Annotated in this window: 26 protein-coding genes and 1 pseudogene; 14 read left to right on the plus strand and 13 right to left on the minus strand. The window is 66.0% G+C overall.

The features are described 5' to 3' along the window. Positions 1 to 13 precede the first annotated feature (13 nt). Positions 14 to 205, plus strand: coding sequence for a DUF1918 domain-containing protein (locus QFZ69_RS08470; RefSeq protein WP_306917261.1), 192 nt, complete (start codon positions 14 to 16; stop codon positions 203 to 205). 24 nt (positions 206 to 229) lie between these two features. Here QFZ69_RS08470 and QFZ69_RS08475 read toward each other — a convergent pair whose 3' ends face one another. Further along, positions 230 to 1,690: a DUF5129 domain-containing protein gene (locus QFZ69_RS08475; RefSeq protein ID WP_306917263.1), complete on the minus strand. Its 1,461-nt coding sequence runs from the start codon at positions 1,688 to 1,690 to the stop codon at positions 230 to 232. 138 nt (positions 1,691 to 1,828) lie between these two features. Between QFZ69_RS08475 and QFZ69_RS08480 the strand changes: the two genes are divergently transcribed. Continuing rightward, the gene (locus QFZ69_RS08480; protein WP_306917265.1) at positions 1,829 to 2,515 is read left to right on the plus strand and encodes a DedA family protein; all 687 of its coding nucleotides are present in this window, start codon (positions 1,829 to 1,831) and stop codon (positions 2,513 to 2,515) included. 125 nt (positions 2,516 to 2,640) lie between these two features. Here QFZ69_RS08480 and QFZ69_RS08485 read toward each other — a convergent pair whose 3' ends face one another. The 4 genes from QFZ69_RS08485 to QFZ69_RS08500 all read right to left on the minus strand — a co-directional run bounded on the left by QFZ69_RS08485 (position 2,641) and on the right by QFZ69_RS08500 (position 4,136). Continuing rightward, positions 2,641 to 2,907 carry a GlsB/YeaQ/YmgE family stress response membrane protein gene (locus QFZ69_RS08485; protein ID WP_306917267.1) on the minus strand — a complete coding sequence of 89 codons (267 nt, stop codon included), beginning with the start codon at positions 2,905 to 2,907 and terminating at the stop codon, positions 2,641 to 2,643. Positions 2,908 to 3,012: 105 nt separating this feature from the next. Then, entirely contained in the window at positions 3,013 to 3,243 is a 231-nt protein-coding gene (locus tag QFZ69_RS08490) for a hypothetical protein (protein ID WP_307000035.1), read from the minus strand. A gap of 117 nt (positions 3,244 to 3,360) precedes the next feature. After that, entirely contained in the window at positions 3,361 to 3,528 is a 168-nt protein-coding gene (locus QFZ69_RS08495) for a hypothetical protein (RefSeq protein WP_306917268.1), read from the minus strand. Positions 3,529 to 3,584: 56 nt separating this feature from the next. Further along, positions 3,585 to 4,136 carry an Hsp20/alpha crystallin family protein gene (locus tag QFZ69_RS08500; protein ID WP_306917272.1) on the minus strand — a complete coding sequence of 184 codons (552 nt, stop codon included), beginning with the start codon at positions 4,134 to 4,136 and terminating at the stop codon, positions 3,585 to 3,587. A gap of 258 nt (positions 4,137 to 4,394) precedes the next feature. Here QFZ69_RS08500 and QFZ69_RS08505 point away from each other — a divergent pair, with 258 nt between their 5' ends. Then, entirely contained in the window at positions 4,395 to 5,084 is a 690-nt protein-coding gene (locus QFZ69_RS08505) for a hypothetical protein (RefSeq protein WP_306917274.1), read from the plus strand. A gap of 36 nt (positions 5,085 to 5,120) precedes the next feature. Here the strand turns inward: QFZ69_RS08505 and QFZ69_RS08510 are convergent, their stop codons facing one another. Both QFZ69_RS08510 and QFZ69_RS08515 read right to left on the minus strand, forming a co-directional pair. Then, entirely contained in the window at positions 5,121 to 5,810 is a 690-nt protein-coding gene (locus QFZ69_RS08510) for an endonuclease/exonuclease/phosphatase family protein (RefSeq protein WP_306919638.1), read from the minus strand. 174 nt (positions 5,811 to 5,984) lie between these two features. Continuing rightward, entirely contained in the window at positions 5,985 to 7,634 is a 1,650-nt protein-coding gene (locus QFZ69_RS08515) for a LuxR family transcriptional regulator (RefSeq protein ID WP_306917277.1), read from the minus strand. A 166-nt stretch (positions 7,635 to 7,800) separates the two neighbouring features. On the opposite strand from QFZ69_RS08515, the gene QFZ69_RS08520 reads away from it, so the two are divergent. Together QFZ69_RS08520 and QFZ69_RS08525 are read left to right on the plus strand one after the other, a co-directional pair. Then, positions 7,801 to 8,592 (plus strand): class I SAM-dependent methyltransferase, encoded by a 792-nt coding sequence (locus QFZ69_RS08520; RefSeq protein WP_306917279.1) that lies wholly within the window; start codon positions 7,801 to 7,803, stop codon positions 8,590 to 8,592. 262 nt (positions 8,593 to 8,854) lie between these two features. Beyond that, positions 8,855 to 9,658 carry a thioesterase family protein gene (locus QFZ69_RS08525; RefSeq protein WP_306917281.1) on the plus strand — a complete coding sequence of 268 codons (804 nt, stop codon included), beginning with the start codon at positions 8,855 to 8,857 and terminating at the stop codon, positions 9,656 to 9,658. A 112-nt stretch (positions 9,659 to 9,770) separates the two neighbouring features. Here QFZ69_RS08525 and QFZ69_RS08530 read toward each other — a convergent pair. Next, a pseudogene (locus QFZ69_RS08530) lies at positions 9,771 to 9,920 on the minus strand (hypothetical protein); the annotation flags it as partial. Here QFZ69_RS08530 and QFZ69_RS08535 point away from each other — a divergent pair. Further along, positions 9,919 to 10,668, plus strand: coding sequence for a lipoate--protein ligase family protein (locus QFZ69_RS08535; protein WP_306917282.1), 750 nt, complete (start codon positions 9,919 to 9,921; stop codon positions 10,666 to 10,668). The pseudogene QFZ69_RS08530 and the gene QFZ69_RS08535 overlap by 2 nt on opposite strands. 65 nt (positions 10,669 to 10,733) lie before the next feature. On the opposite strand, the gene QFZ69_RS08540 is transcribed toward QFZ69_RS08535, so the two are convergent. The 3 genes from QFZ69_RS08540 to QFZ69_RS08550 all read right to left on the minus strand — a co-directional run bounded on the left by QFZ69_RS08540 (position 10,734) and on the right by QFZ69_RS08550 (position 12,816). Further along, positions 10,734 to 11,381 (minus strand): MBL fold metallo-hydrolase, encoded by a 648-nt coding sequence (locus tag QFZ69_RS08540; RefSeq protein WP_306917284.1) that lies wholly within the window; start codon positions 11,379 to 11,381, stop codon positions 10,734 to 10,736. Continuing rightward, on the minus strand, positions 11,378 to 12,463 hold the full coding sequence (locus QFZ69_RS08545; protein ID WP_306917286.1) for an S-(hydroxymethyl)mycothiol dehydrogenase: 1,086 nt from the start codon (positions 12,461 to 12,463) through the stop codon (positions 11,378 to 11,380). Before QFZ69_RS08545 ends, QFZ69_RS08540 begins: the two co-directional genes overlap by 4 nt. Positions 12,464 to 12,558: 95 nt before the next feature. Then, positions 12,559 to 12,816, minus strand: coding sequence for a mycoredoxin (locus QFZ69_RS08550; protein WP_306917288.1), 258 nt, complete (start codon positions 12,814 to 12,816; stop codon positions 12,559 to 12,561). Positions 12,817 to 12,948: 132 nt separating this feature from the next. Here QFZ69_RS08550 and QFZ69_RS08555 point away from each other — a divergent pair, with 132 nt between their 5' ends. Continuing rightward, positions 12,949 to 13,695, plus strand: a complete 747-nt coding sequence (locus QFZ69_RS08555) for an SOS response-associated peptidase (protein ID WP_306917290.1) — start codon at positions 12,949 to 12,951, stop codon at positions 13,693 to 13,695. A gap of 15 nt (positions 13,696 to 13,710) precedes the next feature. Here the strand turns inward: QFZ69_RS08555 and QFZ69_RS08560 are convergent, their stop codons facing one another. Then, entirely contained in the window at positions 13,711 to 14,133 is a 423-nt protein-coding gene (locus QFZ69_RS08560; protein ID WP_306917291.1) for a VOC family protein, read from the minus strand. A 14-nt stretch (positions 14,134 to 14,147) separates the two neighbouring features. Between QFZ69_RS08560 and QFZ69_RS08565 the strand changes: the two genes are divergently transcribed. Beyond that, complete coding sequence (locus QFZ69_RS08565) at positions 14,148 to 14,474, plus strand: chorismate mutase (protein ID WP_306919639.1); 327 nt, start codon at positions 14,148 to 14,150, stop codon at positions 14,472 to 14,474. A gap of 7 nt (positions 14,475 to 14,481) precedes the next feature. Here the strand turns inward: QFZ69_RS08565 and QFZ69_RS08570 are convergent, their stop codons facing one another. Then, entirely contained in the window at positions 14,482 to 14,868 is a 387-nt protein-coding gene (locus QFZ69_RS08570; protein ID WP_306917293.1) for a hypothetical protein, read from the minus strand. A 181-nt stretch (positions 14,869 to 15,049) separates the two neighbouring features. Here QFZ69_RS08570 and QFZ69_RS08575 point away from each other — a divergent pair, with 181 nt between their 5' ends. The 6 genes from QFZ69_RS08575 (at position 15,050) to pdxS (ending at position 23,432) form a co-directional block, all read left to right on the plus strand. Beyond that, a complete protein-coding gene (locus QFZ69_RS08575) occupies positions 15,050 to 15,382 on the plus strand; it encodes a DUF6504 family protein (protein WP_306917294.1) in 333 nt (110 codons plus the stop codon). Beyond that, on the plus strand, positions 15,379 to 18,879 hold the full coding sequence (locus QFZ69_RS08580; RefSeq protein ID WP_306917295.1) for a DNA polymerase III subunit alpha: 3,501 nt from the start codon (positions 15,379 to 15,381) through the stop codon (positions 18,877 to 18,879). The genes QFZ69_RS08575 and QFZ69_RS08580 overlap by 4 nt, the downstream gene beginning before the upstream one ends. Positions 18,880 to 19,041: 162 nt before the next feature. Next, complete coding sequence (gene thrS, locus QFZ69_RS08585) at positions 19,042 to 21,051, plus strand: threonine--tRNA ligase (RefSeq protein WP_306917297.1); 2,010 nt, start codon at positions 19,042 to 19,044, stop codon at positions 21,049 to 21,051. A gap of 9 nt (positions 21,052 to 21,060) precedes the next feature. After that, a complete protein-coding gene (locus QFZ69_RS08590; RefSeq protein ID WP_306917299.1) occupies positions 21,061 to 21,705 on the plus strand; it encodes an HIT domain-containing protein in 645 nt (214 codons plus the stop codon). Further along, on the plus strand, positions 21,695 to 22,333 hold the full coding sequence (pgsA, locus tag QFZ69_RS08595; RefSeq protein ID WP_306917300.1) for a phosphatidylinositol phosphate synthase: 639 nt from the start codon (positions 21,695 to 21,697) through the stop codon (positions 22,331 to 22,333). Before QFZ69_RS08590 ends, pgsA begins: the two co-directional genes overlap by 11 nt. A gap of 172 nt (positions 22,334 to 22,505) precedes the next feature. Then, on the plus strand, positions 22,506 to 23,432 hold the full coding sequence (pdxS, locus tag QFZ69_RS08600) for a pyridoxal 5'-phosphate synthase lyase subunit PdxS (protein WP_306917303.1): 927 nt from the start codon (positions 22,506 to 22,508) through the stop codon (positions 23,430 to 23,432). Positions 23,433 to 23,452: the final 20 nt, after the last annotated feature.

Consider the following 23,452-nt stretch of genomic DNA (forward strand, 5'->3'; position numbering starts at 1 on the left):
GGAGGTGATTGGAATGAAAGCAGCTGAAGGAGACCGCATCATTATCCGGGGCCACACCGTGGAGTCCGCGGACCGCCACGGCGAGATTCTCGAAGTCAGGGGCGCCGACGGAGCGCCGCCGTACCATGTCAGGTTCGACGACGGCCACGAGACAATCCTGTTTCCCGGTGGTGACTTCGTCGTCGAAAGCAGCCAGAAGGGCTAGCGACCGCCCCTTGGCGCCGCAGCCCTAGAACTTCGACGAGCTGCCGGAGCCGGAGAAACTTCCGCCGCTGCTCCCGTAGCCGGTGGTGCTGCTCCCGCTGCCGCGGGCACTGGTGACACTGCTCACGCCTGTGTCAAAGCCGGAGTTAAAGGAGGACACCGAGAAGAAGTAGTAGGACGGGTAGACCGTGCCGAGGATGCTGGGCTCGTAGGTGCGGCCGTACCTGGCTTTCGGGCCGGCTTTGACCTTCTCCATTTCCTCACGCATCAGACCGGCCTCCGTTTCGTTCCGGGCGAAGCCCTCGATGACGGCGTCGGCATGGTCCTTCAGGAGTTCGGAGAGGTGCGTGCGGGCGTTCCGCAGCCGGTCGAGCGCCGTTTCGGGGGTGATGGTGCCCTCGGCGAGTTCCGAGGTCCATCGTTCCAGCTCCCGGTCACTCTCCTCGCGGAACGACCGCAGGGCCGCAGCCGTTGTGGTGTCGCCCCCGGCGTGCCGCTTGCCGAGCATCGGCTCAAGGGCGGCGAGGTCGTTGCGGAACGGTGCCAGCTGCCGGTCCCAGGCCGTTGCCCACGACGATCCGCGGTTGAGCAGCGCGTTGGTGTCGGCAATGACGTCGTCCAGGGCGTCCAGTTCTGCGGCAGCGTCGGCGTAGCTCCGGACCAGTTTCAGTTTGGGCCGGCGGCCCAGGTCCTTGGCGGAGAGTGCGTGTACCTGGTTGGAGAGATCCGTGGCCGTGCTGTACTTCGCCAGAAAGTTGCGGTGCTTCTCCAGTACGACGCTGCCGTAGCGTGACGATTCCGGGATGGTGCTGGCGTTGAGCTCGGTGACCGGCAGGTCCATGCTGACATTCGCGTAGCTGGCATCCCCGCGGGCGAGCTCCTTTCGGCTGCTGACCCGGGTCCGCCAGCGGACGATCAGCAAGGTTGCGGCGCCTGCCAAGGCCGCCGCCGCCGTCGTCCACGCCGTAACGACGAACGCGGTGGACCGGTACCACGGCTGGTTGATCAGCTCGGCCCCGCGCCTGATGCCTGCGATGGTGCCGTCGGTCCACTGGGCGTCACGGAGCAGATCCTTGGACGCGTTCTGGATGTCATCGCGCTGTTCAAGGCTGACCTTGCGGTCCTCGCCCATATACGTCCCCACTTGCCGGCCCACCGGGTCCAGCGCAAAGATGAAGAGCCCGTCCGCCCACTTCTGCCCGTCCGCGCTGATCCAGTCTGCATGCTCGGCGCGGGCAAAGCGAAGGACTTCCTCGTTGAGGTTGTCCGAGGCCGCTCCGTTGTAGGTGTATACGGCCACCGTGGTGGGCTGATGGAAGTCAACGGACTGCACCGCAGACAGGAGGGTGTTGCGGTCCAGTACCCCCGCTCGGTCCTCCACCACCACGTCGGCCGGCGGGACGGCGAGTGCGGCCGTCGCGGCGCCCGTCAGCCCGAGGATCAGGCCGAGGACCATGCCGCCGAAGAGTTTCCGCATGATTCCCATTTGCTGAGCGTAGTGCTTGCCGAAGACGCCGTCGACGGCGGGTGGGCATCACCGCGGGCTGCGGTTCGGCTAGGCTGGCCACACCGCCGTCCGGCTCAAGGAAGGGGCGCGCAGCCGAATGTTCGAGAATTCAATCTGATGGCGGGCACCAAGGAGGCCACCAGCCCCGTTGACGACCTCACCGGGATCGTCGGTTTTGCCGCCCGCGCCGTCGACTCGCTGGGCGAGTGGGGCGTTGGTCTGTTGATGCTGGCCGAAACGGTGTTCCCGTTCATTCCGAGCGAGGCCGTTCTGCCGCTGGCGGGTTTCCTCGCCCGGCTGGGTTCAATGAACCTCCTGCTGGTCCATCTCACGAGCACTTTAGGTGCCTACGCAGGCGCGCTGGTGCTCTACTGGCTCGGCGCGAGGCTGGGACTGGAGCGTTCGATCCGCTGGCTTTCCAGGTTGCCCCTCGTCGACCGGGAGGATTTCGAGAAGGCGGCCGGCTGGTTCATGCGGCATGGCCGGTCCGCAGTTTTCTTCGGCCGCCTGCTGCCGGGCGTGCGGAGCCTCATTTCGCTGCCGGCCGGTGCCCAGAGGATGAACCTTGGCACCTTCAGCCTTTTCACCGTCGCGGGAAGCGGTCTCTGGAACGGCCTGCTGATCGGGCTTGGCGCCCTGCTGGGACCGCAGTACCGGCTCATCGATGAGTACACGCGCTTCCTGAACTATGCCGTCTCCGCCGCCGTGGCTTCCGTTGTCGGCTGGTTGATCCTGAGAAGCATCCGCCGCCGACACGGCCCGCCGTCCGGGCGGGATGGGGCGCAAGGGCGCGGCGGAGCGTAAGGGCGGCCCGCTACGAGGAAGCGGGCCGCATCCGTAAATCCCGGATTAGGCCTGGACTGTCGGGAGCATGAGCTCTGCCGGGTCAGTTCAGGGATCCCCTGTCGGGGTCAGTAGGCCTCCAGCTTCTATACCCTGCTTCTGCGGCCAGCAACGGCGCCGTAGATCAGCAGCACGATGATGGAGCCGAGGATGGCGAGAAGCCAGGTCCGCAGATCGAAGAATTCAGCAAGGCCTCCGCCGAAGATCAGAGAACCGATCCAGCCTCCCAGTAACGCGCCGACGACGCCCAGGACAAGAGTGACGACCCAGCCTCCGCCCTGCCTGCCGGGAAGGATGGCTTTAGCAATTGCTCCTGCGATAAGTCCGAGAAGGAGAAATCCGAGGATTCCCATGTCTGTACTTCCTTTCGGTCTGACGGTCGCGCAATTGCGGCCGTAACCATGAGTTTCCCAGCATGCTTACGGGCGTTCAAGACCCTACGCTCTACGCATCGACGATTAGTGGTGATCCGTGACAGATTCCCCTGCTGGGTGTTCTTCCTTTGCCGGATGCCGGGCCTGTTCCAGGTGGTGTGCCAGCTTTTCCTCAGCCTCCGCGCGCCGCTGCCCGACGATGCGCATTTGCTGAGTTGTCGGGTTTTCGTGACGGACAGAATGACCGGGCTGGCGGGCTCGTGCCGTGCCCCCCGGGACGCCGTCGGGCGGGTGAGGATCGGTGTTTTCGCTCATAAACGAATCGTCCCACAGCACTTGTCGGAGAAGAAGAGTATATTTCGGCCGGTGCGGCCGTGCGCGCCTGTCTGCATTCCGGCCCGAGCTACCCTGATGATTGCGGGCAGCCGGCTGCTACCGCGGGATGCGCCGGCCGCCGGAACGGGCCAGGATGAAGAGCAGAACGGCGGTCACCAGAAGAACCGGCGCGATCCAAAGGAGAAACGAGACCGCCTGGATGGTGCCACCGAGAAGGAGAGCGACGATGGCCAACACGCCGACGATCCAGATCAACCTATTCATGACGTTCCTGTCTTTGCTCCGCTGAACAGATCCTTGTGGTTTGCCGGCGTTGGCCGCTAAACCTGATCAAATGGACTCTGTCGGGGTGCGGACGGTCCGCCGGTGGCCGGTGGGGTGGCGTCGGAATGCCCTGGCGCGGTGGCTTCGCTGGTGGTGTCAGACGTGCCTAAGCCCACTGACTCTTCACCAGAGGCTGTGGCCGTGCGGCTCACGGGGACCTTTCGGCTGGGACTGGCAGCTTGTTCCGGTGTGGGAACGCGGACTTCGAGGACGCCATCGGTATACGACGCCTTGATGTCTTCCTCCCTTGTGCCCTGCGGCAACTGGATACTGCGTGTGAACGCGCCATACTGGAATTCGGAGCGGTAGTTGTGCTTGCCCCTGTACTCCGACCTTTCCTCACGCCTGGCCTCGATGGTGAGCGTAGTGCCCGAGACGGTGATATCGACGTCCCGCTCGGGGTCAATTCCGGGCAGTTCGGCCCGGACCACCATTGTTGAGCCGTCCTGGAATTCCTCGACCCGGAGCATGGATCCGGTCTCGCCGTGCAAGAATCGGCGGAATGGCTCGGGCACATCGAAAGGGACGTGCCGCATGATGTCGCTCATGATTTCCTCCCGGGGATAAAAAGAAGTTGGCCGACGATGATGGGCTAGTGGCGTCGCCCAGCCGGTATCAGTAAAGCTACGCCTGCGGCCGAATATCCGAAAGGGAGTCTTAACGCCGATCGGCTAACCTCCGGCCCGAAGCGTGGGCGTGTATATCCGGTCTCCCCGTTGACGGAGTAAGTTGCGCTGTGTAGCCGGTAATCCGGCGTACCTCCCGGGCGGCCGGGAGCTGACTGTAGACCTGAAGAGGGCGAGTGCATGACAGCTAAGCTCAGCGGTGCAGCGGGACTGGCGTTTGCCGCCGTGTTCAAAGCGATTAAGATCCTGCGCCCAGACCGGCCCATACATCCCTCGGGGGTTGCTTTGACCGGTACCATCGAAAGGCGCCCCGGCGACACAGCGAGCGGAATCAGCTGGATCGACTCCCCGGGCACCGACCAGGTGACTGCCCGGTTATCACGGTCCCTCGGCACGCCGCCGGGCTGGCCGGACGTCATCGGACTGGCCATACGAATAACCACGGAGGCCGGGCCTGCGGACGTTCTGCTGGCTTCCACACTGCTGCCGTGGCCCGGCCGCGTCTTGCTCATTCCCCACCGCCATGCCAGCAGGAGTAACCTGACCTCGCTCATGCCTTACAAAGGGGCTAGCGGCCCGGTCCTGCTGGCGGCGCGCACGGAACCAGGAAATCCGAGCCTTCCCGCTGCACCGGACGGCTTCCGCAAAATGCTGGGTGGCGGAACATGGACCCTGGGCCTTTATCACGCCCGGCCCACCCGGCGCTGGATCCGCTTCGGCACCCTCACCCTTGCCCTTGATCCTGATACAGCGGACACCGCAACGCGGTTTGATCCGCTGGTTAACACGCTGCCGGGCGCAGGAAATTACCGATGGGCGAGCAGGCTCCGTGAGCCGTCGTACTCCGCTGCCCGGAAGCCGCTGGGGTAGCATCCGCGAGCCCTGCCGGGACTCTGCCTGGAACGGTCAGCCGGTGGCCGGGGCGTCCTGACCGTACTCGGCCGATATCAGGATGGGGAGGTGGTCGGAGGCGCCGCGGGGGAGGGTTTCGACATTTTCGATCACAAGGCCCTGCGACGTGGCGAAGTCGAAGTGTCCCTTAAAGACCTTGTACCGTGTGTAGGTCCGCCGGTCGCTGAGGGTCAGGTCGTAACCGGCGTCTTTCATCTGGGCGGTGAGGTACTTGGTGAAAAACGGGTAGTTGAAGTCACCCACCATGAGCGACATCAGGCCGCCGCCCATGCTGAGCAGTTCGGCGTGCGCCGCGTGGATCTGGTTTCGCCGGAGCGAATTCGAGGCGGTCAGCGGGGCCGCATGGAACGACGCGATGACGAGATCGTGGTCCGTTTCCCTGTCGATCACGCGTGTGCCGATGAGGCGCTCGTGCGCGGGCGACAGGATGCGGTCATGCATGGACTTCTTGAGCGCGAAGGTCTTGGTTTCATAGGCAGTGAACCGGCTCATGCGGTAGTAGATCGCCAGTCCCAGCCGGTTGCCCTTGGTGGCATCGGCCAGGTGCAGATCGCCGATGGTTTCCGGTAGATCCTTGGTGTCGCATTCCTGGAGGCACAAGGCGTCAATCTCGAAATCGCGGGCCAGATCAATCAGCTCACCACTGGCCTTGTGCTTACGGAGGTTGTAACTGATGACTCGGATCAGGAGAGCACCTCTTCGGAGGATAGTCGGAGAAACCTGATTCCGAGTTTACCCAGTCCTGCCGTTCCGGTGGCAATACCGCCGGCGCGCATCCGGCGGGTCCGTCGGGATGGCGGGTCCACGCCGGAAATGAACTGGGACCTCCCTGACCGCTCCCCCAACAGGGCGGTGTGTCTAAGGCCGCTCATTTTTGAGGGTTCTATACGCGTAGGCCTGGGCCTGGGCGCGGGTGTTAAATCCTAGTTTGGCTAGAATGCTGCCCACATGGTGCTCCACGGTCCGCTTGCTGATGAACAGGCGTGCTGCGATTTGGATGTTCGAATGCCCCTCGGCAACGAGCTGCAGGACTTCGGATTCCCGTGCTGTCAGGCGGCCTCCCAGCCGGGGAGCGGTGAGGGAGCCGTGTCCGAGCCGGCGAAGTTCCTGTGCAGCAGCGTCCACATCGTAGGCGGCGCCGAGCAGCTGGAAGTCCCTTATTGCGGTACGAACTTCGGAGGCAGCAAGCTCCGGTTCGGCGGAGGCCATAGTTCGGGCCAGTGCGAGCCGGCAGCGGGCCTGTTCGAGCGGCAGACCGGCCTCGCCGAAGAACGCCAGCGCCGCCTCCAAATGTGCCCGGGAACCGGCGTCGCCGGCCGCAAGACCCGCTATTCCCAGTGTGTACTCGGCAAGGGCGCGGTACTGCGCCAACCCCACGGCAGCGGCGATAGCATTCAGCTTTAACCCGAGGGTGGCCGCAGCATCGAGGCGTCCTGCAGCCAGATGCACCTCGGCCAGCAGCGCGAGTTCGGAGGCAAGGAGCACGGACCCGCCGGAATCTGCCACATGACGAACCAAGACGCTGGCCGCGCTGTCGATTTCACCGTTGGCCAGCCAAAGCCGGGCCAGTGGGCCCACCGCGTAGGAATCGGTTTCGTTGTTCTTGAGCAGGGAAGCCGCTTCCTCCAGCCGACCCTGGCGCAACCGCAGGTCGGCGAGCCGCACCACTGCGGCGGAGCGCAGGCCCCGAAAGCCGGCATCGTAATCATGGATGGCTGACACCAGGCGGTCCTCCGCCTCGGACCAGCGACCGGCAGCCGTAAGGATCCCCGCGTAATGCGTGCCGCAGATGGCCGGTACCCAGACTGCGTGAGCGCGTTGGCCGAAACGGTCAGCGACCTCCATCCACTGCTGAGCGCGTCGTACATCAAGAGTCAGCTCGGAACACAGGAGCATCTTGCAGTAAATCTCGCCGGCGGCCTGATAGTCGCGGACCTCGCCCGCGGTGGCCGCGGCGGCCGCCTCGTCGACAAGCCGCATGCCTTCGACGATGTGACCATCGAGAACCAACGACAGCCCCTCGTAGCTGCGGGCGCAGAACTCCAGATCCGGGTCCGCGAAGCGCTTGCCGAGTTCCGTTGCAGCGGCGGCATGGTCCCGGATGTGGGCTGGATTATCTGTAGCGAGGCATTCGGCCAGATGGACCCAGCCTCGCTCCACACATTCACCCGCTTCGCCCACCAAACGCAGGGCCTGTGCCATCCAGCCGTCCGCGGCCGCGGCGTTCGCGTAGACCGCGCCGTAGAGAAAGCTCAGCTCGCGAGCGGCGATAAGGGCCGGAAAGCGCACCTGGCCCTGCCTGCGGTACATCACGAAGGCTTTTTCATAGAGGCGGATGGCGCTTTCGAATTCTCCGGCCCATTCCACGGCCCTCGCCAACCCATACGCCGCCTCCGGCCCCGGTTCCGTCTTGAGCGCGAGCTCAAACAGCGAACGGGCGCTAAGCCAGTCCCCAGCATCGAGGGCGATACAGCCGTCATCGAGCAATTGCCCCGCGGCGGAAGCCATTCCTCATTTTACTGCCGGCTCACCCGCAGAAGCTGCAGACGTGTGAGGCCCGACGGGCGCCAGAGTCCGCATGGGGAGTCGAAAAATAGGTGCAAGCACCCATGTGGGCCTGTCGATGCGGAGCGGATCCTTGTGAATAACAGCCATTACCGGAGGGGCGATAACGATGACATCAGAGACATTCCAACTGGAACTTGCCGCGGCAGAGGCATATGAAGAGCGCTTTGTGCCGGCAATATTCGCAGAGTGGGCGCAGCTGCTGGTGGCAGAAGCCGGAGTCGCGCCCGGTCAGCGCATTCTCGACGTTGCCTGTGGAACAGGCATCGCGGCCCGCCGTGCCGCCGAAATTGCCGGGGCCTCCGCAGTGACCGGCGTCGACATCAATGACGCCATGCTTACGGTGGCCGCGCGCGTTCGCCCGGACATCACGTGGCTGCAGGGCGATGCAGCAGCGCTACCTTTGCGCGACGCGGACTTCGACACGGTACTTTGTCAGATGGCATTGATGTTTTTCCCTGATGCGGCGGGCGCTCTCAGGGAAATGGGTAGGGTTGCCGCCGTTGGCGGAACGATCGCGGCTGCAGTCCCCAGCCGGCTCGAGGACCAGCCGGCCTATGGGCCCTTCGTGGAGCTGGTGGCCCGGCATGCCGGGGCGGAGGCGATGTCCCTCTTGAGGGTGTACTGGGCTTGCGGCGATCCCGCACGACTCCAGCGGCTTTTCGTCGAAGCAGGCCTTACGGTCACGGCCATCCGGACCCACGTCGGAACGGCGCGCTATGCGTCAGCGGATGATTTCGTCGTGGGCGAAGTGGAAGGCACGCCCCTGATGGATCGGATGAACCAGGAGCAGTACGCCCAGGTGCGCCATGGAGCAAACGCAATACTCCAACCTTTCACGGACAGAGACGGATCAGTGGCGGCGCCGCTGCATGGCCTCATCATCGTCGCCCGGAGGTGACAGTTCCGCCCCTGCTGCACCGCGGTTCCCACCTGGATTGTCGAGGACCGGGCGCGCGACGGCGTCAGGATGCCCTCGCCCGCACAAGTGCATCCTGAGTGGCCTGTATGTGGCTACGTCGAGCAGTGCCGCTTCGACCAGGAGGTTGGCGGGAACGGCCCCAACGGCGACCTGATCCAGCGCATCAGGACCGGGGCTCCGGTGCCGACGGCCCGAAGGGATAGGGTGTTCTGAAATCACCAGCCACGCGAAAGGGCGGACGTTGACTGCTGTATTACCGGAGCTTGCCGAGGGCGACTTCTACTACGAGGTGCTGGGGGAAGGTCGATTCCGCTCCACCATCCACGCCCAGGGTGCATGGAATGACCACGAACAGCACATGGCGCCCGCGTCCGGAATTCTGGCGGACTGCCTGGACCGTCACGAGCCCCGTGAGGACATGCGCATGGCCCGCCTCAGCTATGAGATCCTCGGCCTGATCCCCGGCGGCGAGTTCGAGGTCATCACCACGACGCTGCGGCCGGGGCGGACTATTGAGCTGGTGCAGGCCGAGCTGGTGGCGGACGGCCAGGTGGCCATCCGTGCGACGGCATGGCGGATGATCATGTCCGACACGTCCGCGATCGCTGCCGTCGAAGATCCCCGGATCCCCGCGCCGGAAGCCTGCGAGCCGTACGACGCCGCGAGCGTCTGGCCGGGCGGGTACATCGCCTCGTTGCGGATGCGGATTGCCGAGGGCCACCGCGCCGGTTCGGGCACCGTCTGGCTGCACACCGAACATCCGCTGACAGACAAGGGCGACAGCAGCGAACTGGCCCGGCTGATCGGCCTCGTGGACACCGCCAACGGGATTGCGGCGCGCGTCCCGCCGGGCAGGGGCAGCTACGCCTTCCCGAACCTGGACCTGCAGGTCCACATGTACCGGCGGCCCGCGGGGGAATGGCTGGGGCTGGACAATGAAGTCTCGTTCGGGACGGACGGCATCGGCCTGACCTCGACGGTGCTGCACGACCTTCAGGGGCCGTTCGGCCGGGCGGAACAGATCCTGACCCTGCGGGCGTCCTAAGCTTCCCAGGGCGGCGCCGTAGCCCAGGGCGGTGAGCCGGCTGCCGCCGTCCGGCGCCGGGCAGCGCGAAGAAGACGATCCCGATGATGTACAGGACGTAGAACACGACGGCGTACCCTAGATGGGGCTGGTCCGCCATGAGGTGCCCGAGATTCCGCCGGTAGAACTTGCTCGTCGACTTGAGCCGGACGGAATCGAGAACGGCAAACGCGGCGGCAACAACGAGGAACTGCCAGATGATCATAAGGGAGCAAAACAACATGCCGGAGGCCGCTGGCGGACCACGGACGCTGACGATTGTCCGGCAGGAGGAATCCCTCGGTGCGGCCGGGGACCTGGACTTCGCGATCGAGCTGCTGCAGAAGGTCAAGGCCGGCCATCTGGGACCCACGCTGCGGCTTTACCGGCCGGTGCCCACCGTCGCCTTCGGGCAGCGGGACACGCATCTTCCGGGCTTCGACGCCGCCGCCCGGGCCTGCCGCAGCCTCGGCTTTGAGCCCCTGGTCCGCAAAGCCGGCGGCCGGGCCGCGGCCTATCATCAGGGGACCCTGGTGATCGACCACCTGGAACCGGAACGGGACGCGATCGTCGGCGCCAAGGGCCGTTTTTCCTTCTTCGGCGAACTGCTCGCGCAGGCACTCCGCAGCGCCGGGGTTGACGCCGCCGTCGGCGAGATCCCCGGCGAGTACTGCCCCGGCGAATTCAGCGTCCACGGCCGGAATCCGGAGCTGCCCTCGCACCAGGTGAAGCTGGTCGGCACCGCCCAGCGGGTTGTCGCCGGCGGCTGGCTGTTCAGCTCAGTGATCGTGGTGGAGGACTCGGCCCCGATCCGGGCCGTCCTGGAAGCCAGCTACGCCGCGCTCGGCCTGGCTTGGGACCCGGCGACGGCGGGAGCCGTCAACGACCTCGTCCCGCAGCTGGATGTCGACGCCATTGAGGCGGCCGTGATTGGAACCTACGCCCGCTACGCGCAGCTCGGCCACGGAGCCTTCGCCGGCCTGCGCGGCTGAGCGGCATAGGAAAGGCCGGGCACCAGCGGTGCCCGGCCTTCGATGTCAGCCCTCTATCGCCGGGCTCAGTGCCCCCGGGTGATCCATTCCTCCAGCTGCGGCGCCTCGGCGCCGACCGTTGTCGGGTCGCCGTGGCCGGTCAGCACCACGGTGTCCGCCGGGAGCGTCAACAGCTTGCTCCGGATGGATTCGATGATGGTGGGGAAATCGCTGAAGGACCGGCCGGTGGCGCCCGGCCCGCCCTGGAACAGCGTGTCGCCGGAAAAGACGGACCCTTCGCTGTGCAGGTAGAAGCAGGTGGAGCCGGGTGAATGCCCCGGCGTGTGCAGCGCCACGAGCCGGGCTCCGGCGACGTCGAAGGTGTCCCCGTCCGCGATGGCGTGCTCCGGTTCGGTGCCGGGGAACACGCGCTCCCAGAGCATCCAGTCCTCGCGGTTGAGGTACACCGGAGCTCCGACCCGGTCACGGACCTCGCCGACGGCACTGATGTGGTCATCGTGGCCATGAGTCAGGAGGACGGCGGTGACCCTGCGGCCCGCGACGGCGGCCTCCACCGCGGCCGGATCGTGCGCCGGGTCGATGATCAGGCATTCCTCGTCGTTGCCGACGATCCAGACGTTGTTATCGACATCCCAGGTGCCGCCGTCGAGCGAAAACGTGCCCGAGGTGACCAGCCGATCGATCCGCACGGTGCCCCCGGTTCCGGCGCTCACAGTTCGACGACCGAGCGCAGCACGGAGCCGGCGTGCATCTTGTCGAACGCTTCCTCGATCTGGTCGATGGTGATCCGTTCGGTGACGAAGGCATCGAGATCCAGCTTGCCCTGCCGGTAGAGGCTGATGAGCATCGGGAAGTCGCGTGAGGGCAGGCAGTCGCCGTACCAGGAGGACTTCAGCGAGCCGCCGCGGCCGAAAACGTCCAGGAGCGGCAGCTCCAGGGTCATCTCCGGGCTGGGGACCCCCACCAGCACCACGGTGCCGGCGAGGTCGCGGGCGTAAAACGCCTGCTTGTACGTCTCGGGGCGGCCGACGGCGTCGATCACGACGTCGGCGCCGAAACCGCCGGTCAGTTCACGGATCGCCTCGACCGGGTCGACCTCGGAGGAGTCAACGGTGTGGGTTGCGCCCAGTTCCTTGGCCCGGGCCAGCTTCTTGGCGTCGATGTCCACCGCAATCACGGTGGTGGCGCCGGCGAGCGCGGCGCCGGCGACGGCCGCCGTGCCCACTCCGCCGCAGCCGATGACCGCCACGGAATCGCCGAGCGAGACGTTTCCGGTGTTGATGGCGGCGCCGAGGCCGGCCATGACGCCGCAGCCCAGCAGGCCGACGGCGGCCGGGTCGGCGTCGGAGTCGACCTTCGTGCACTGGCCGGCGGCAACGAGGGTCTTTTCGGCGAAGGCGCCGATGCCCAGCGCGCCCGTGAGTTCGGTGCCGTCCTCCAGCGTCATCTTCTGCGTGGCGTTGTGGGTGTTGAAGCAGTACTGCGGTTTGCCGCGTCGGCAGGACCGGCATTCGCCGCAGACGGCACGCCAGTTCAGCACCACCCGGTCGCCGGGGGCCACCTCGGTGACGTCGGGTCCGACGGCGCTGACAACGCCGGTAGCCTCATGGCCCAGCAGGAACGGGAAGTCGTCGTTGATGCCCCCGAGCTTGTAGTGCAAATCGGTGTGGCAGACGCCGCTGGTGAGGATATCCACCAGCGCCTCGCCGGGTCCGGGATCGGGGACCAGGATGGTCTCCACCGTGACGGGGGCTCCCTTGGAGCGGGCTACTACGCCTTTGACTTTGTGGACCATGAGAATCTCCCTCTTGCGCGTCGCAACACGCGGTAAGGCGCGGCCCCTGAGGGGCCGCGCCGTCGTGGTTGAAGTCGTGCGTAAACCTGGTGGTTCTAGGCGGCGAGCCGGTTCTTGACCTCTGCCGCGGAAGGGTTGGTGGCTGCGGTGCCGTCCGGGAACAGCACGGTGGGGACGGTGCGGTTGCCGCCGTTGAGCTTCTCCACGAGATCGGCGGTGCCATCAACTTCTTCGATGTTAATCTCCGTGTACCCGATGCCCTGAGCGTCCAGTTGCTTCTTCAGGCGGTTGCAGTACCCGCACCAGGTGGTTGAAAACATGGTGATGGTGCCGGATTCGGGGGTGAAGTCCACGAAGTTCTCCTCAAAGCTGGTTGACGGTGCTGGTTGAGCGCCGGTTGCCGACACAAGTCGGACGTCACTCCCAATAACCGTAACCCGCGGCCCGCTATTCCCGCTGAGCCGGCGCGATGGCATGCTGGTGCCATGTGCGGACGCTATGTGATGGCCCGGGCCGTCGGAGACCTGTTGGCCGAGTTCGACGCCGGGCTCGAGGAGGAGATCGCCATCCCGCCGTCGTGGAATGTGGCCCCGACGGCAGACGTGCCCATCCTCCTGGAACGGCTGGTGGACGGCGAGCCGGTCCGCCAGCTGCACATTGCGCGCTGGGGCCTGGTGCCATCCTGGGCGAAGGACCCGGGCATCGGCTCGAAGATGATCAACGCACGCAGCGAAAGCGTGTTGGAGAAACCTGCTTTCCGGAAGGCCACGCGCTCCCGGCGCTGTGCCGTCCCGGCCGACGGCTATTACGAATGGAAGGGTGAGGGGCGCAGCAAACAGCCCTATTACGTGCACCCGAAGGATGGGCGCCCCATTGTCTTCGCCGGCCTCTATGAATGGTGGAAAGACCCGTCAAAGGCCGACGACGACCCGGAGCGCTGGATGCTCTCGACCTCGATCATGACTACAGACTCGCCGCCGGAAGGTTACGCCGGGGGGATGCTGGCGGAACTGACCGCGCTGCATGACAGGGTTCCACTGCCGATGGACCGCGAGACCATGCAGACGTGGCTGGACCCGCAGGCCGACGATGCCCCCGCCCTGGTGGGGCTGGTCCGGGCGGGGGCGCACGACGTCGCGGAGGGCTGGACCATTGACGCCGTGGGCACCGCCGTCGGGAACGTGAAGAACGACTCCCCGGAGCTCATCCAGCCGGTAGGAAGCCTGTTCTAAGTCAGAAGGCGAGCGTCAGAGCGTTACCCTGCCGCCGGCGTCGACCGCCCAGGTGGGATTGAAGGCGACCTCCCAGCGGTAGCCGTCAGGATCGGCAAAGTAGCCGGTATAGCCACCCCAGGGCTGGGTCTTGGCCCCGGCGACGATGATGGCACCGGCCGTCTCGGCGTCCGCCATCACCCCGTCGACCTCCACGGCACTGCCCAGGTTGTGGCTCAGCGTGATGCACGGAATGCCCGCCGGGGGATCGGTGGCCGCTTCGGACTGCATCTGCCCCGCATCCCAGAGCGAAAGGACCAGGCCGTGGTTGGCCTGGATGAAGAGCACTTCACCCGGGGCTTCCCGGTGGACGGGCCAACCGAGGCCGTCAACATAAAAGCGGCGGGAGGCGTCAACACTGCGGACACCCAGTGAAATTAGGTCGACTCGTGGCTGCATATTTCGATACTGTCATGCACATGTCCACAAATCACGCAGACGACAAGACCAGCCAGGCCGACCGGGAACAGCTCGCCGCCGTGCGGGTTGCAGTCGATGAGGTGGATGAGCAGATTGTGTCCCTGATCGGACGCCGGGAACGGCTCATCCGGATCGCCGGCACCCTCAAGGCTGACAGCGCCGAAGTGCGGGCGCCGGGGCGGGTGGAGCGTGTCATCGAACACGTCCGGGCCACGGCCGAACACAAAGACATCGACGTCGACCTGGTTGAAAAGACGTACCGGGCCATGATCGATGCCTTCATCACGCTGGAGCTGGAAGTCTACAAGGCCAGCTCCTAGCGGAGGCTTAGAGCGACTCTTCCACCGGAACGTTGGCCTGGTAGTCCCGGCCGTCACAGTCGCTGAAGGCGGTCATGAGGTGTCCTTTGGGGAGGCCGAGCACCGTCTCTATGGGGAAGCTGCCGGTGATGGAGTTGCCGGAGTGCTCCACGCCCTTGAGGTCGAAATTCTCTTCAGTTCCGTCGTGGTTGAAGTAGTAGAAGGAAATGGCCTCGCCGTTCATGAACTCAATCCCCAGCCTGCGTTGGTGGGAATAGTCCGGTTCGGCGGCTAGAAGGCCTACCACGAAGGCGCCCTGGCCTGGGATATTTCCGTCTATATCGAACTTCGCCACCAAGGCGGTGTCCTTGGCGGCGATGCTGACGTGCTTCAGGAGTGCGTTATGGGAGCTCATGGCTCAATCCTGCTACCTGTGCAGGCGTCCGTCCACCCCCGATCTAGGTTTTGTCCCGGCCCCGGCGTAGACTGGAACTGTTCGAAGATATATTCGAATAGCTGCCGGATGGTTTTAGCTACCGGGGTTTTACCGGTGGTTTTACTGGTGGGTTCTTACAGGGGTTGGTCCGGGAGGCACTTTGGGCATGTTCAGCGAGTCGGTTGACGTTGTCTGTACCCCTTCCGGAGTCCCGTTAAAGCTGGACTGGGCCGGCCGTCAGTACAGTGTCTGCGCCGAGCCGGTCCGCTGGTATGAGCGGCGCCAATGGTGGGCCGAAGAACAGCGGGCCCCGCTGGGGAGCGGCCCCGGGCTGGTGGACCATGAGATCTGGCGGGTCCAGGTACGCCGGTCCGGGTTCCCGGATCCGGAAACCCTCACCCTTGACCTGACCCGTCATGTCGGCAGCGGCCGCTGGCGGCTGTTGCGGATCCACGACGCACTGCTTCCTTTCCGGAAGCCCGAATCAGCATGAGCTTCACCCATCTCCACGTCTCCACCGCCTTCAGCGCCCACTACGGGGTTTCCTGGCCGGATGAACTGGCCGCCGCCGCTGCGGCCGACGGCGCCACCGCGCTTGCCTGCACGGACCGCGACGGCCTGTACGGGACGGTCAAGCACCTGAAGGCCTGCATGGCCGCGGGACTGGATCCGGTCGTCGGGGTGGACCTTGCGGTCTTTGACGACGACGGCGATCTCCGCACCCAGGTGGGCGGACGTGTCCTGGTCCTGGCCCACGGGCACAACAACGGCGCCGGCTACCGGGCACTGTGCCGGCTGATCTCCGACGCGCATGCGCGCACCACCGGCAAGGCCGGGGGAGCGGTGCCCGTCGCCGTAACCCGGGCGGAACTGGCCTCCCGGACCCTTCACCCGGAAACCCTGCAACCGGTCCTGACCGTCCTGATCGGGCCGGACTCCGACGTCGGACGGGAGATGGGCGGCCGGCGCTACCTGCGCCCCCGCACCCTGTTCAAACGCTGGCTGGACGCCATGCCGCCGGGGACGCTCGCCGCCGAGGTGGTCACGCAGCTCAGCCCGCCCGGCGAGCCGCTGAGCACCGCCCACGCGGTGCGGATGCTCAAACTCGCCGCGGAGCACGGCGTGCCCGCCGTGCTGAGCAATGCCGTGCGCTACGCCGCCGAGGACGGGGCCGCCACGGCCGATGTGCTGGACTCGGCCCGGACCCTGAAGTCGCTGCCGGAGCTTTCCGCCGCCCCGCTGCTTCAGCCCAACGGGCAGGGCTGGCTCAAATCGGCGGCGCAGATGCTGCAGCTGGGCAAAGAGATCATGCAGGCGGCGGGATACGGTACCGCGGACCTGAAACGGCTGATGGCCCAGACCGAGGCGCTCGCGGACCGTTGCCGGATGGACCCAGTCCGCGACATGGGGTGGAAGCAGCCGGTGGTTCCGGAGGCTTCCGTGATCGGAATCGCCGGGGATCCCCTCGTCGAGCTCAGCCAGCGGTGCGAGGCAGGTATCAACCGCCGCTTCCCCGGAATCGTTGGGAAAGCCGCCGAGCAACTGCGCAGCCGGCTCGAACACGAGCTGCGGATCATCGACAGCCTGGGCTTCGCATCCTATTTCCTCACCGTCGCCGAGGTCTCCCGGATGATCCTGGACCTGGGCGTCCGGGCCGCCGCCCGGGGATCCGGGGCTTCCAGCCTGGTCAACTACCTGATCGACGTCAGCCAGGTGAACCCCCTCCAGCACGACCTCATCTTCGAACGCTTCCTGTCCCGGGACCGTGCCACCTTGCCGGATATCGACATCGACGTCGAAAGCGCCGAACGGCACAACGTCTACCGGAAGATCTTTGAGCGCTTCGGCTCCGAACGCGTCACGCTGATGAGCATGCAGAACGGCTACCGCGCTCGCGGTGCCGTGCGGGATGCCGGACTGGCGTTGGGCATGGAGGAAGGCGAAATCGGGGATATTGCCAAGCAGCTGTGGCGGTTCTCTGCCCGCAACTTCCGTGAGGCGCTCGAGGAGAAACCGGAGCTGAAGGAATTCGCCGGCCGGGTGGAACAACGGGACTTCAACGGAAACCAGCAACTGGATCTGCTGGTGGACCTCACCGAGCGGCTGGACCGGCTCCCGCGCCACATCTCCATGCACCCGTGCGGCGTCATTCTCGGCGATGCCACCCTGCTGGACCGCACCCCGGTCCAGCCCAGCGGCCTGGGCCTGCCGATGAGCCAGTTCGACAAGCACGACATGGACCCCATGGGCATGCTCAAACTCGATGTGCTGGGGGTCCGGATGCAGAGCGCCATGGCGTTCGCCGTCCGCGAGGTCATCCGGCTGCATCCGTCCAAGGCCGAGGTGGTGGCGGCCGGGGCGCATCCGGCCGGTCCGGACGGTACGGGACCCGATTACATTTCCGCGGACGGCCATATTGACCTGAACACCGTACCGCTCGATGACGAACCGACGTACGAGCTGATCCGCAGCACCCACACCCTGGGTTGTTTCCAGATCGAATCCCCGGGACAGCGCGAGCTCATCGGCAAACTGGCGCCCCGGGAATTCAACGACCTCATCATCGACATCTCGCTGTTCCGCCCGGGGCCGATGAAGTCGGACATGGTGCGGCCCTTCCTGGAGCACCGGCACGGCTTCGCGCCGGAGGTCTATCCGCACCCGGATCTCAAACCGGTCCTCAAGGAGACGCACGGCGTCACCGTGTTCCACGAGCAGATCCTGAAGACCTTCGACGTGATGACCGGCTGCGGGCTGGCGCGGGCCGATGAATTCCGCCGGGCCTTGGGCAACGAGGTCCTGGAAGGCAGGGTCGAGGAGTTTTTCCGGAAGGAGGCCCGGGCCCGGAAGTACAGCCCCGAGGTGGTTGACAAGGTCTGGGGGACGCTGAAGGCCTTCGGGAGCTTCGGTTTCTGCAAGGCCCACGGGGCTGCCTTTGCCGTGCCCACCTACCAGTCGGCCTGGCTCAAGACCCACCACCCGGAGGCGTTCCTCGCCGGGCTGTGGGAGCACGATCCCGGGATGTATCCCAAGCGACTCCTGGTCGCGGAGGCCCGGCGGCTGGGGATCCCGATCCTGCCCCTGGACATCAACCTGAGCCGGGCCGAGTACCGGGTGGAGCGCGTGGCAGCCGGCCCCGACCGCGGCAAACTGGGCATCAGGCTGAGCCTGAACGGCATTTACGGCCTTTCCGGCACCGAGCTGAAGCGGATCGTGGCGGGACAGCCCTATGACTCCCTCGCGGACCTGCGCGCCCGGTCCCGGCTGAGTAAGCCGAGCATCCAGCGGCTGGCCCAGCTGGGGGCCTTCGATTCCCTGCACCGGGCGTCGGGGAATTCCGGCAACCGCGCTGACCTGGTCCAGCACCTGCAGAGCCTGCAGGGCCGCCCCCAGCGGAAAGGGACCGAGGTGATCGACGGCCAGCTGTCCCTGCCGCTGGGCGACGTCGAACTCAGCAACCTGAAGGCCGCCCTCCCGGCCCCGACCCTGGTGGACACCGTCCGGGCGGAACTGGATCTGATGGCCGTGGACGTCAGCGACCACCTGATGTCCAGCCACCGGCCGTTACTAAACCGGCTGGGTGTCACCACGGCCGACAAGCTGCTGGGGCTGCGCAACGGCACCGAGGTGCTGGTGGCCGGCGTCCGGATCGCCACCCAGACCCCGCCGATGCGCGGCGGCCGCCGGGTGGTGTTCATCAGCATCGACGACGGCACGGGCTGCGTGGATTCGGTCTTCTTCCATGAGGCCCAGGAGCAGGCAGGAGCCTTGCTGTTCGGCACCCGGCTGCTGCTGATCCGGGGGACCACCCGGCGGACCGGCCCGCGGGGGATCAGCATCAGCGCCAGCATGGCCTGGGACCTCAGCAACACCGGGACCCTGCCGTTCCCGGAGCCGGCCCCCGGCCTGCCCGCCTGCCGGGAACCGGAGCCCCCGGGCGCGCTGGACGGGATCACCCGGAATCTGGCCATCACCGGGCTGGGCAGCTGAAGACCCGGTCTCCGCCGCTCTCCAGGCGGCAACCGGGCGGCAACCGCCACGCCGCCGGCGGCGTTGGTTGGCCTCCGGAGAAACCGATAGCATGGACGAGGCTGGCTGTGGTCCCCGTACGCCACAAGCTACGAAGCCTTAACTTTGAAATAGGAGACACCCGTGTCAGATGCCCAGCAGATCACCCTTCTCGTCGATGGCGAAGAGACCAAGGTGACTATCGGGACCACCGGCGCGGAACTCTTCTTTGAGCGCCGCGACGTCGTTGTGGCCCGCATCAATGGCGAGCTGAAGGACCTTGACCAGCCGCTGCCCGAGGACGCCACGGTCGAGGCCGTCACCATCGATTCCCCGGACGGCCTCAACGTCCTGCGCCACTCCACCGCCCACGTCATGGCCCAGGCCGTGCAGCAGCTGCGCCCTGACGCCAAGCTCGGCATCGGCCCGTACATCACCGACGGCTTCTACTTCGACTTCGACGTCGAGGAGCCGTTCACCCCGGAAGACCTGAAGACCCTGGAAAAGATGATGCTCAAGATCATCAACCAGAACCAGAAATTCGTCCGCCGCGTCGTCAGCGAGGACGAGGCCCGCGAAGCCATGAAGAACGAGCCCTACAAGCTCGAACTGCTGGGCAGGAAGAACGACGCCGCCGACGCCGGTGAAGGTGTCAACGTCGAGGTCGGCGCCGGAGACATCACCATCTACGACAACGTGGACCGCAAGAGCGGGGACAGCATCTGGTGCGACCTGTGCCGTGGCCCCCACCTGCCCAACACCAAGCTCATCTCCAACGCGTTCGCCCTGACCAGGTCCTCGGCCGCCTACTGGCTGGGCAACCAGAACAACCAGCAGCTGCAGCGCATCTACGGCACCGCCTGGCCCACCAAGGACGCCCTCAAGGCCTACCAGGAGCGCATCGCCGAGGCCGAACGCCGCGACCACCGCAAACTGGGCGCTGAGCTGGACCTGTTCTCCTTCCCGGACGAGCTGGGTTCGGGCCTGCCGGTGTTCCACCCCAAAGGCGGCATCATCCGTAAGGCGATGGAGGACTACTCCCGCCAGCGCCACGTGGATGCCGGCTACGACTTCGTCTACACCCCGCACATCACGAAGGGACACCTCTACGAGGTCTCCGGCCACCTGGACTGGTACAAGGAGGGCATGTTCCCGGCGATGCACATCGACGCGGAACTGAACGAGGACGGCACCGTGCGCAAGCCCGGCCAGGACTACTACCTGAAGCCGATGAACTGCCCCATGCACAACCTGATCTTCCGGTCCCGCGGACGGTCCTACCGCGAACTGCCGCTGCGGCTGTTCGAATTCGGCTCCGTCTACCGCTACGAGAAATCCGGCGTCGTGCACGGCCTCACCCGGGTACGCGGCATGACCCAGGATGACGCCCACATCTACTGCACCCGTGACCAGATGAAGGACGAGCTCACCAGCACGCTGAACTTCGTGCTGGGCCTGCTCAAGGACTACGGCCTGGACGACTTCTACCTGGAACTCTCCACCAGGAACGAAGACAAGTTCGTGGGCGACGACGCCGCCTGGGACGAAGCCACCCGCACCCTCGCCGAAGTGGCCGAAGCCTCCGGCCTGGAGCTCATCCCGGATCCGGGCGGAGCCGCGTTCTACGGCCCCAAGATCTCCGTCCAGGCAAAGGACGCCCTCGGCCGCACCTGGCAGATGTCCACGATCCAGCTGGACTTCAACCTGCCGGAGCGCTTTGAACTCGAGTTCCAGGCCGCGGACGGCACCCGCCAGCGCCCGGTGATGATCCACCGCGCCCTGTTCGGTTCCGTGGAACGGTTCATGGGCGTCCTTACCGAGCACTACGCCGGCGCCTTCCCGGCCTGGCTGGCACCCGTGCAGGTCGTCGGCATCCCCGTGGCCGAGACCTTCAACGACTACATGTTCGACGTCGTGGACCAGCTCAAGGCGGCGGGCATCCGCGCCGAGGTGGACATCTCCTCGGACCGTTTCCCGAAGAAGATCCGCACGGCCAGCAAGGACAAGATCCCGTTCGTGCTGATCGCCGGGGGAGACGACGCCGACGCCGGCGCCGTGTCCTTCCGCTTCCGCGACGGCAGCCAGGACAACGGCGTGCCGGTGGCCGAAGCAGTCCAGCGGATCATCGACGCCGTCCGCAACCGGACCAGCTAGGGGCACGGCGTGCAGGAGACCACAGGAGCCGGCCCGGGGCATCCGGGCGACGACGTCGTGACAGACGACTTTGGCCTGGTTGGGGTGCCGGACGCCTTCCAGCGCCTGTGGACCCCGCACCGCATGGCGTACATCAAGGGCGGCCAGCATCAGTTCAAGAACCAGGACGACTGCCCGTTCTGCGTCGCACCGGACCGGGACGACGAGGATTCACTCATCGTGTACCGGGGCCGGACCAGCTACGTCGTGCTGAACCTGTTCCCTTACAACCCGGGGCATCTGCTGGTCTGCCCGTACCGGCACGTCCCGGACTACACGGATCTGACGGTGCAGGAAACGGCGGAGTTCGCGGAGCTGACCCAGACAGCCATGCGGGTGTTGCGCAAGGTGGCCAATCCCACCGGGTTCAACCTGGGCATGAACCAGGGTGTCACCGGCGGGGCCGGCGTCGCCGCCCACCTGCACCAGCACGTGGTGCCGCGGTGGGGCGGTGACGGGAACTTCTTCCCGATCATTGCCCAGACCAAGGCGATCACCCAGACCCTCGGGGAGGTCCGCGAGCAGGTCGCGGACGCCTGGCCGCAGGAGACGGGCAGCCCGCAGAAAACCGGCGGTGCACGGGAAACCCCTGCCGGGGAGCCAGATGCTGAATAGGCACGCACGTGGATTCTTCACCGCATTGTTTTCCCCGCTCGCCCGCTGGCTGCTCAGGATCGGTGTCTCGCCGGACGCCGTCACCGTCGTCGGAACCCTCGGCGTCGTCGTCGGTTCGCTCGTGTTCTACCCGCTGGGACAGCTCTGGTGGGGCACGCTGTTCATCACGGCCTTTGTCTTCTCCGACGTCATTGACGGCATCATGGCCCGGATGCAGCAGCGCGAGGGCCGCTGGGGCAACTTCCTGGACTCCACCCTGGACCGTGTGGCCGACGGTGCCCTGTTCGCCGGCGTCGCGGTCTGGTTCTTCACCGGCGGTGCGGACACGCTCATCGCGTTTGCCGCCCTCATCTGCCTGGTCCTCGGGATGGTGGTCTCCTACGCCCGGGCCAAGGCCGAGGCGCTCGGCTTCCACGCCAACGTCGGCATTGCCGAGCGCGCCGAGAGGCTCGTTTCCGTCCTCGTCGTCACCGGTTTCACCGGGCTGGGCCTGCCAACCGTGGTGCTTTTCATAACGCTGTGCCTGCTGGCCCTGGCCAGCCTCGTGACGGTGGTGCAGCGGATCATCGCGGTGCACCAGCAGTCGCTCGCGGAGCCTGAGGGCACAGCCTCGGAACAGGCCGCCTGAAGGTCCCGGTATCCCTGCTCCTGCGCCGGTAACGGGAATTCAGCCGTGTCGCGGCAGGGGACTAGTATTAGCACTACCGGCCAATGGATCCGGTAATCCGGTGTGTGCGGGAACGGCAGCTGTATGCCGTCCGCGCCCCGGCGAGGTCATCTATCTACCCATAGGGGTTTTTGTGTCTACACCAGATGTAAGCAGCGAAGCCGGCGCATCCGCCCAGAACGTGACGGGCAGCAACCGCGTCAAGCGCGGCATGGCGGAGATGCTCAAGGGCGGCGTCATCATGGACGTCGTCAACGTCGAGCAGGCCCGCATCGCTGAGGATGCCGGAGCGGTCGCAGTCATGGCGCTGGAACGCGTGCCCGCCGACATCCGCGCCCAGGGCGGCGTGTCCCGCATGTCCGATCCCGACATGATCGAGGCGATCATCGGGGCCGTGTCCATCCCGGTCATGGCTAAGGTCCGGATCGGCCACTTCGTCGAAGCCCAGGTCATCCAGACCCTCGGCGTGGACTACATCGACGAATCCGAGGTCCTGACCCCGGCCGACTACGCCCACCACATCGACAAGTGGAACTTCACGGTTCCCTTCGTCTGCGGCGCCACCAACCTCGGTGAGGCCCTGCGCCGCATCAACGAGGGCGCGGCCATGATCCGCTCCAAGGGTGAAGCGGGCACCGGCGATGTCTCCAACGCGACCACCCACATGCGCCAGATCCGTGCCGAGATCAACAAGCTCTCCGGCATGGCCGAGGACGAGCTCTACGTCGCCGCCAAGGAACTGCAGGCACCGTACGAACTGGTCAAGGAAGTTGCCGCCACCGGCAAGCTCCCTGTTGTCCTGTTCACCGCCGGCGGCATCGCCACCCCGGCCGACGCCGCCATGATGATGCAGCTCGGCGCCGACGGCGTGTTCGTCGGCTCCGGCATCTTCAAGTCCGGCAACCCGGCCCAGCGCGCCGCCGCCGTCGTGAAGGCCACCACCTTCTTCGATGACCCGGAAGAGGTCGCGAAGGCCTCCCGCGGCCTGGGCGAGGCCATGGTCGGCATCAACGTCGACGAGATCCCGGCCCCGCACCGCCTCGCCGAGCGCGGCTGGTAATTCGCGTTTCTTGGGGGCGA

This window comes from Arthrobacter sp. V1I7 (assembly GCF_030817015.1).
Lineage (GTDB): Bacteria > Actinomycetota > Actinomycetes > Actinomycetales > Micrococcaceae > Arthrobacter.

Bases quoted from the DNA above. Each gene is read 5' to 3' on its own strand.
- QFZ69_RS08470 (WP_306917261.1), top strand. From the start codon at position 14: ATGAAAGCAGCTGAAGGAGACCGCATCATTATCCGGGGCCACACCGTG.
- QFZ69_RS08475 (WP_306917263.1), bottom strand. From the start codon at position 1,690: ATGGGAATCATGCGGAAACTCTTCGGCGGCATGGTCCTCGGCCTGATC.
- QFZ69_RS08480 (WP_306917265.1), top strand. From the start codon at position 1,829: ATGGCGGGCACCAAGGAGGCCACCAGCCCCGTTGACGACCTCACCGGG.
- QFZ69_RS08485 (WP_306917267.1), bottom strand. From the start codon at position 2,907: ATGGGAATCCTCGGATTTCTCCTTCTCGGACTTATCGCAGGAGCAATT.
- QFZ69_RS08490 (WP_307000035.1), bottom strand. From the start codon at position 3,243: ATGAGCGAAAACACCGATCCTCACCCGCCCGACGGCGTCCCGGGGGGC.
- QFZ69_RS08495 (WP_306917268.1), bottom strand. From the start codon at position 3,528: ATGAATAGGTTGATCTGGATCGTCGGCGTGTTGGCCATCGTCGCTCTC.
- QFZ69_RS08500 (WP_306917272.1), bottom strand. From the start codon at position 4,136: ATGAGCGACATCATGCGGCACGTCCCTTTCGATGTGCCCGAGCCATTC.
- QFZ69_RS08505 (WP_306917274.1), top strand. From the start codon at position 4,395: ATGACAGCTAAGCTCAGCGGTGCAGCGGGACTGGCGTTTGCCGCCGTG.
- QFZ69_RS08515 (WP_306917277.1), bottom strand. From the start codon at position 7,634: ATGGCTTCCGCCGCGGGGCAATTGCTCGATGACGGCTGTATCGCCCTC.
- QFZ69_RS08520 (WP_306917279.1), top strand. From the start codon at position 7,801: ATGACATCAGAGACATTCCAACTGGAACTTGCCGCGGCAGAGGCATAT.
- QFZ69_RS08535 (WP_306917282.1), top strand. From the start codon at position 9,919: ATGCCGGAGGCCGCTGGCGGACCACGGACGCTGACGATTGTCCGGCAG.
- QFZ69_RS08545 (WP_306917286.1), bottom strand. From the start codon at position 12,463: ATGGTCCACAAAGTCAAAGGCGTAGTAGCCCGCTCCAAGGGAGCCCCC.
- QFZ69_RS08555 (WP_306917290.1), top strand. From the start codon at position 12,949: ATGTGCGGACGCTATGTGATGGCCCGGGCCGTCGGAGACCTGTTGGCC.
- QFZ69_RS08560 (WP_306917291.1), bottom strand. From the start codon at position 14,133: ATGCAGCCACGAGTCGACCTAATTTCACTGGGTGTCCGCAGTGTTGAC.
- QFZ69_RS08565 (WP_306919639.1), top strand. From the start codon at position 14,148: ATGCACATGTCCACAAATCACGCAGACGACAAGACCAGCCAGGCCGAC.
- QFZ69_RS08570 (WP_306917293.1), bottom strand. From the start codon at position 14,868: ATGAGCTCCCATAACGCACTCCTGAAGCACGTCAGCATCGCCGCCAAG.
- QFZ69_RS08580 (WP_306917295.1), top strand. From the start codon at position 15,379: ATGAGCTTCACCCATCTCCACGTCTCCACCGCCTTCAGCGCCCACTAC.
- pgsA (WP_306917300.1), top strand. From the start codon at position 21,695: ATGCTGAATAGGCACGCACGTGGATTCTTCACCGCATTGTTTTCCCCG.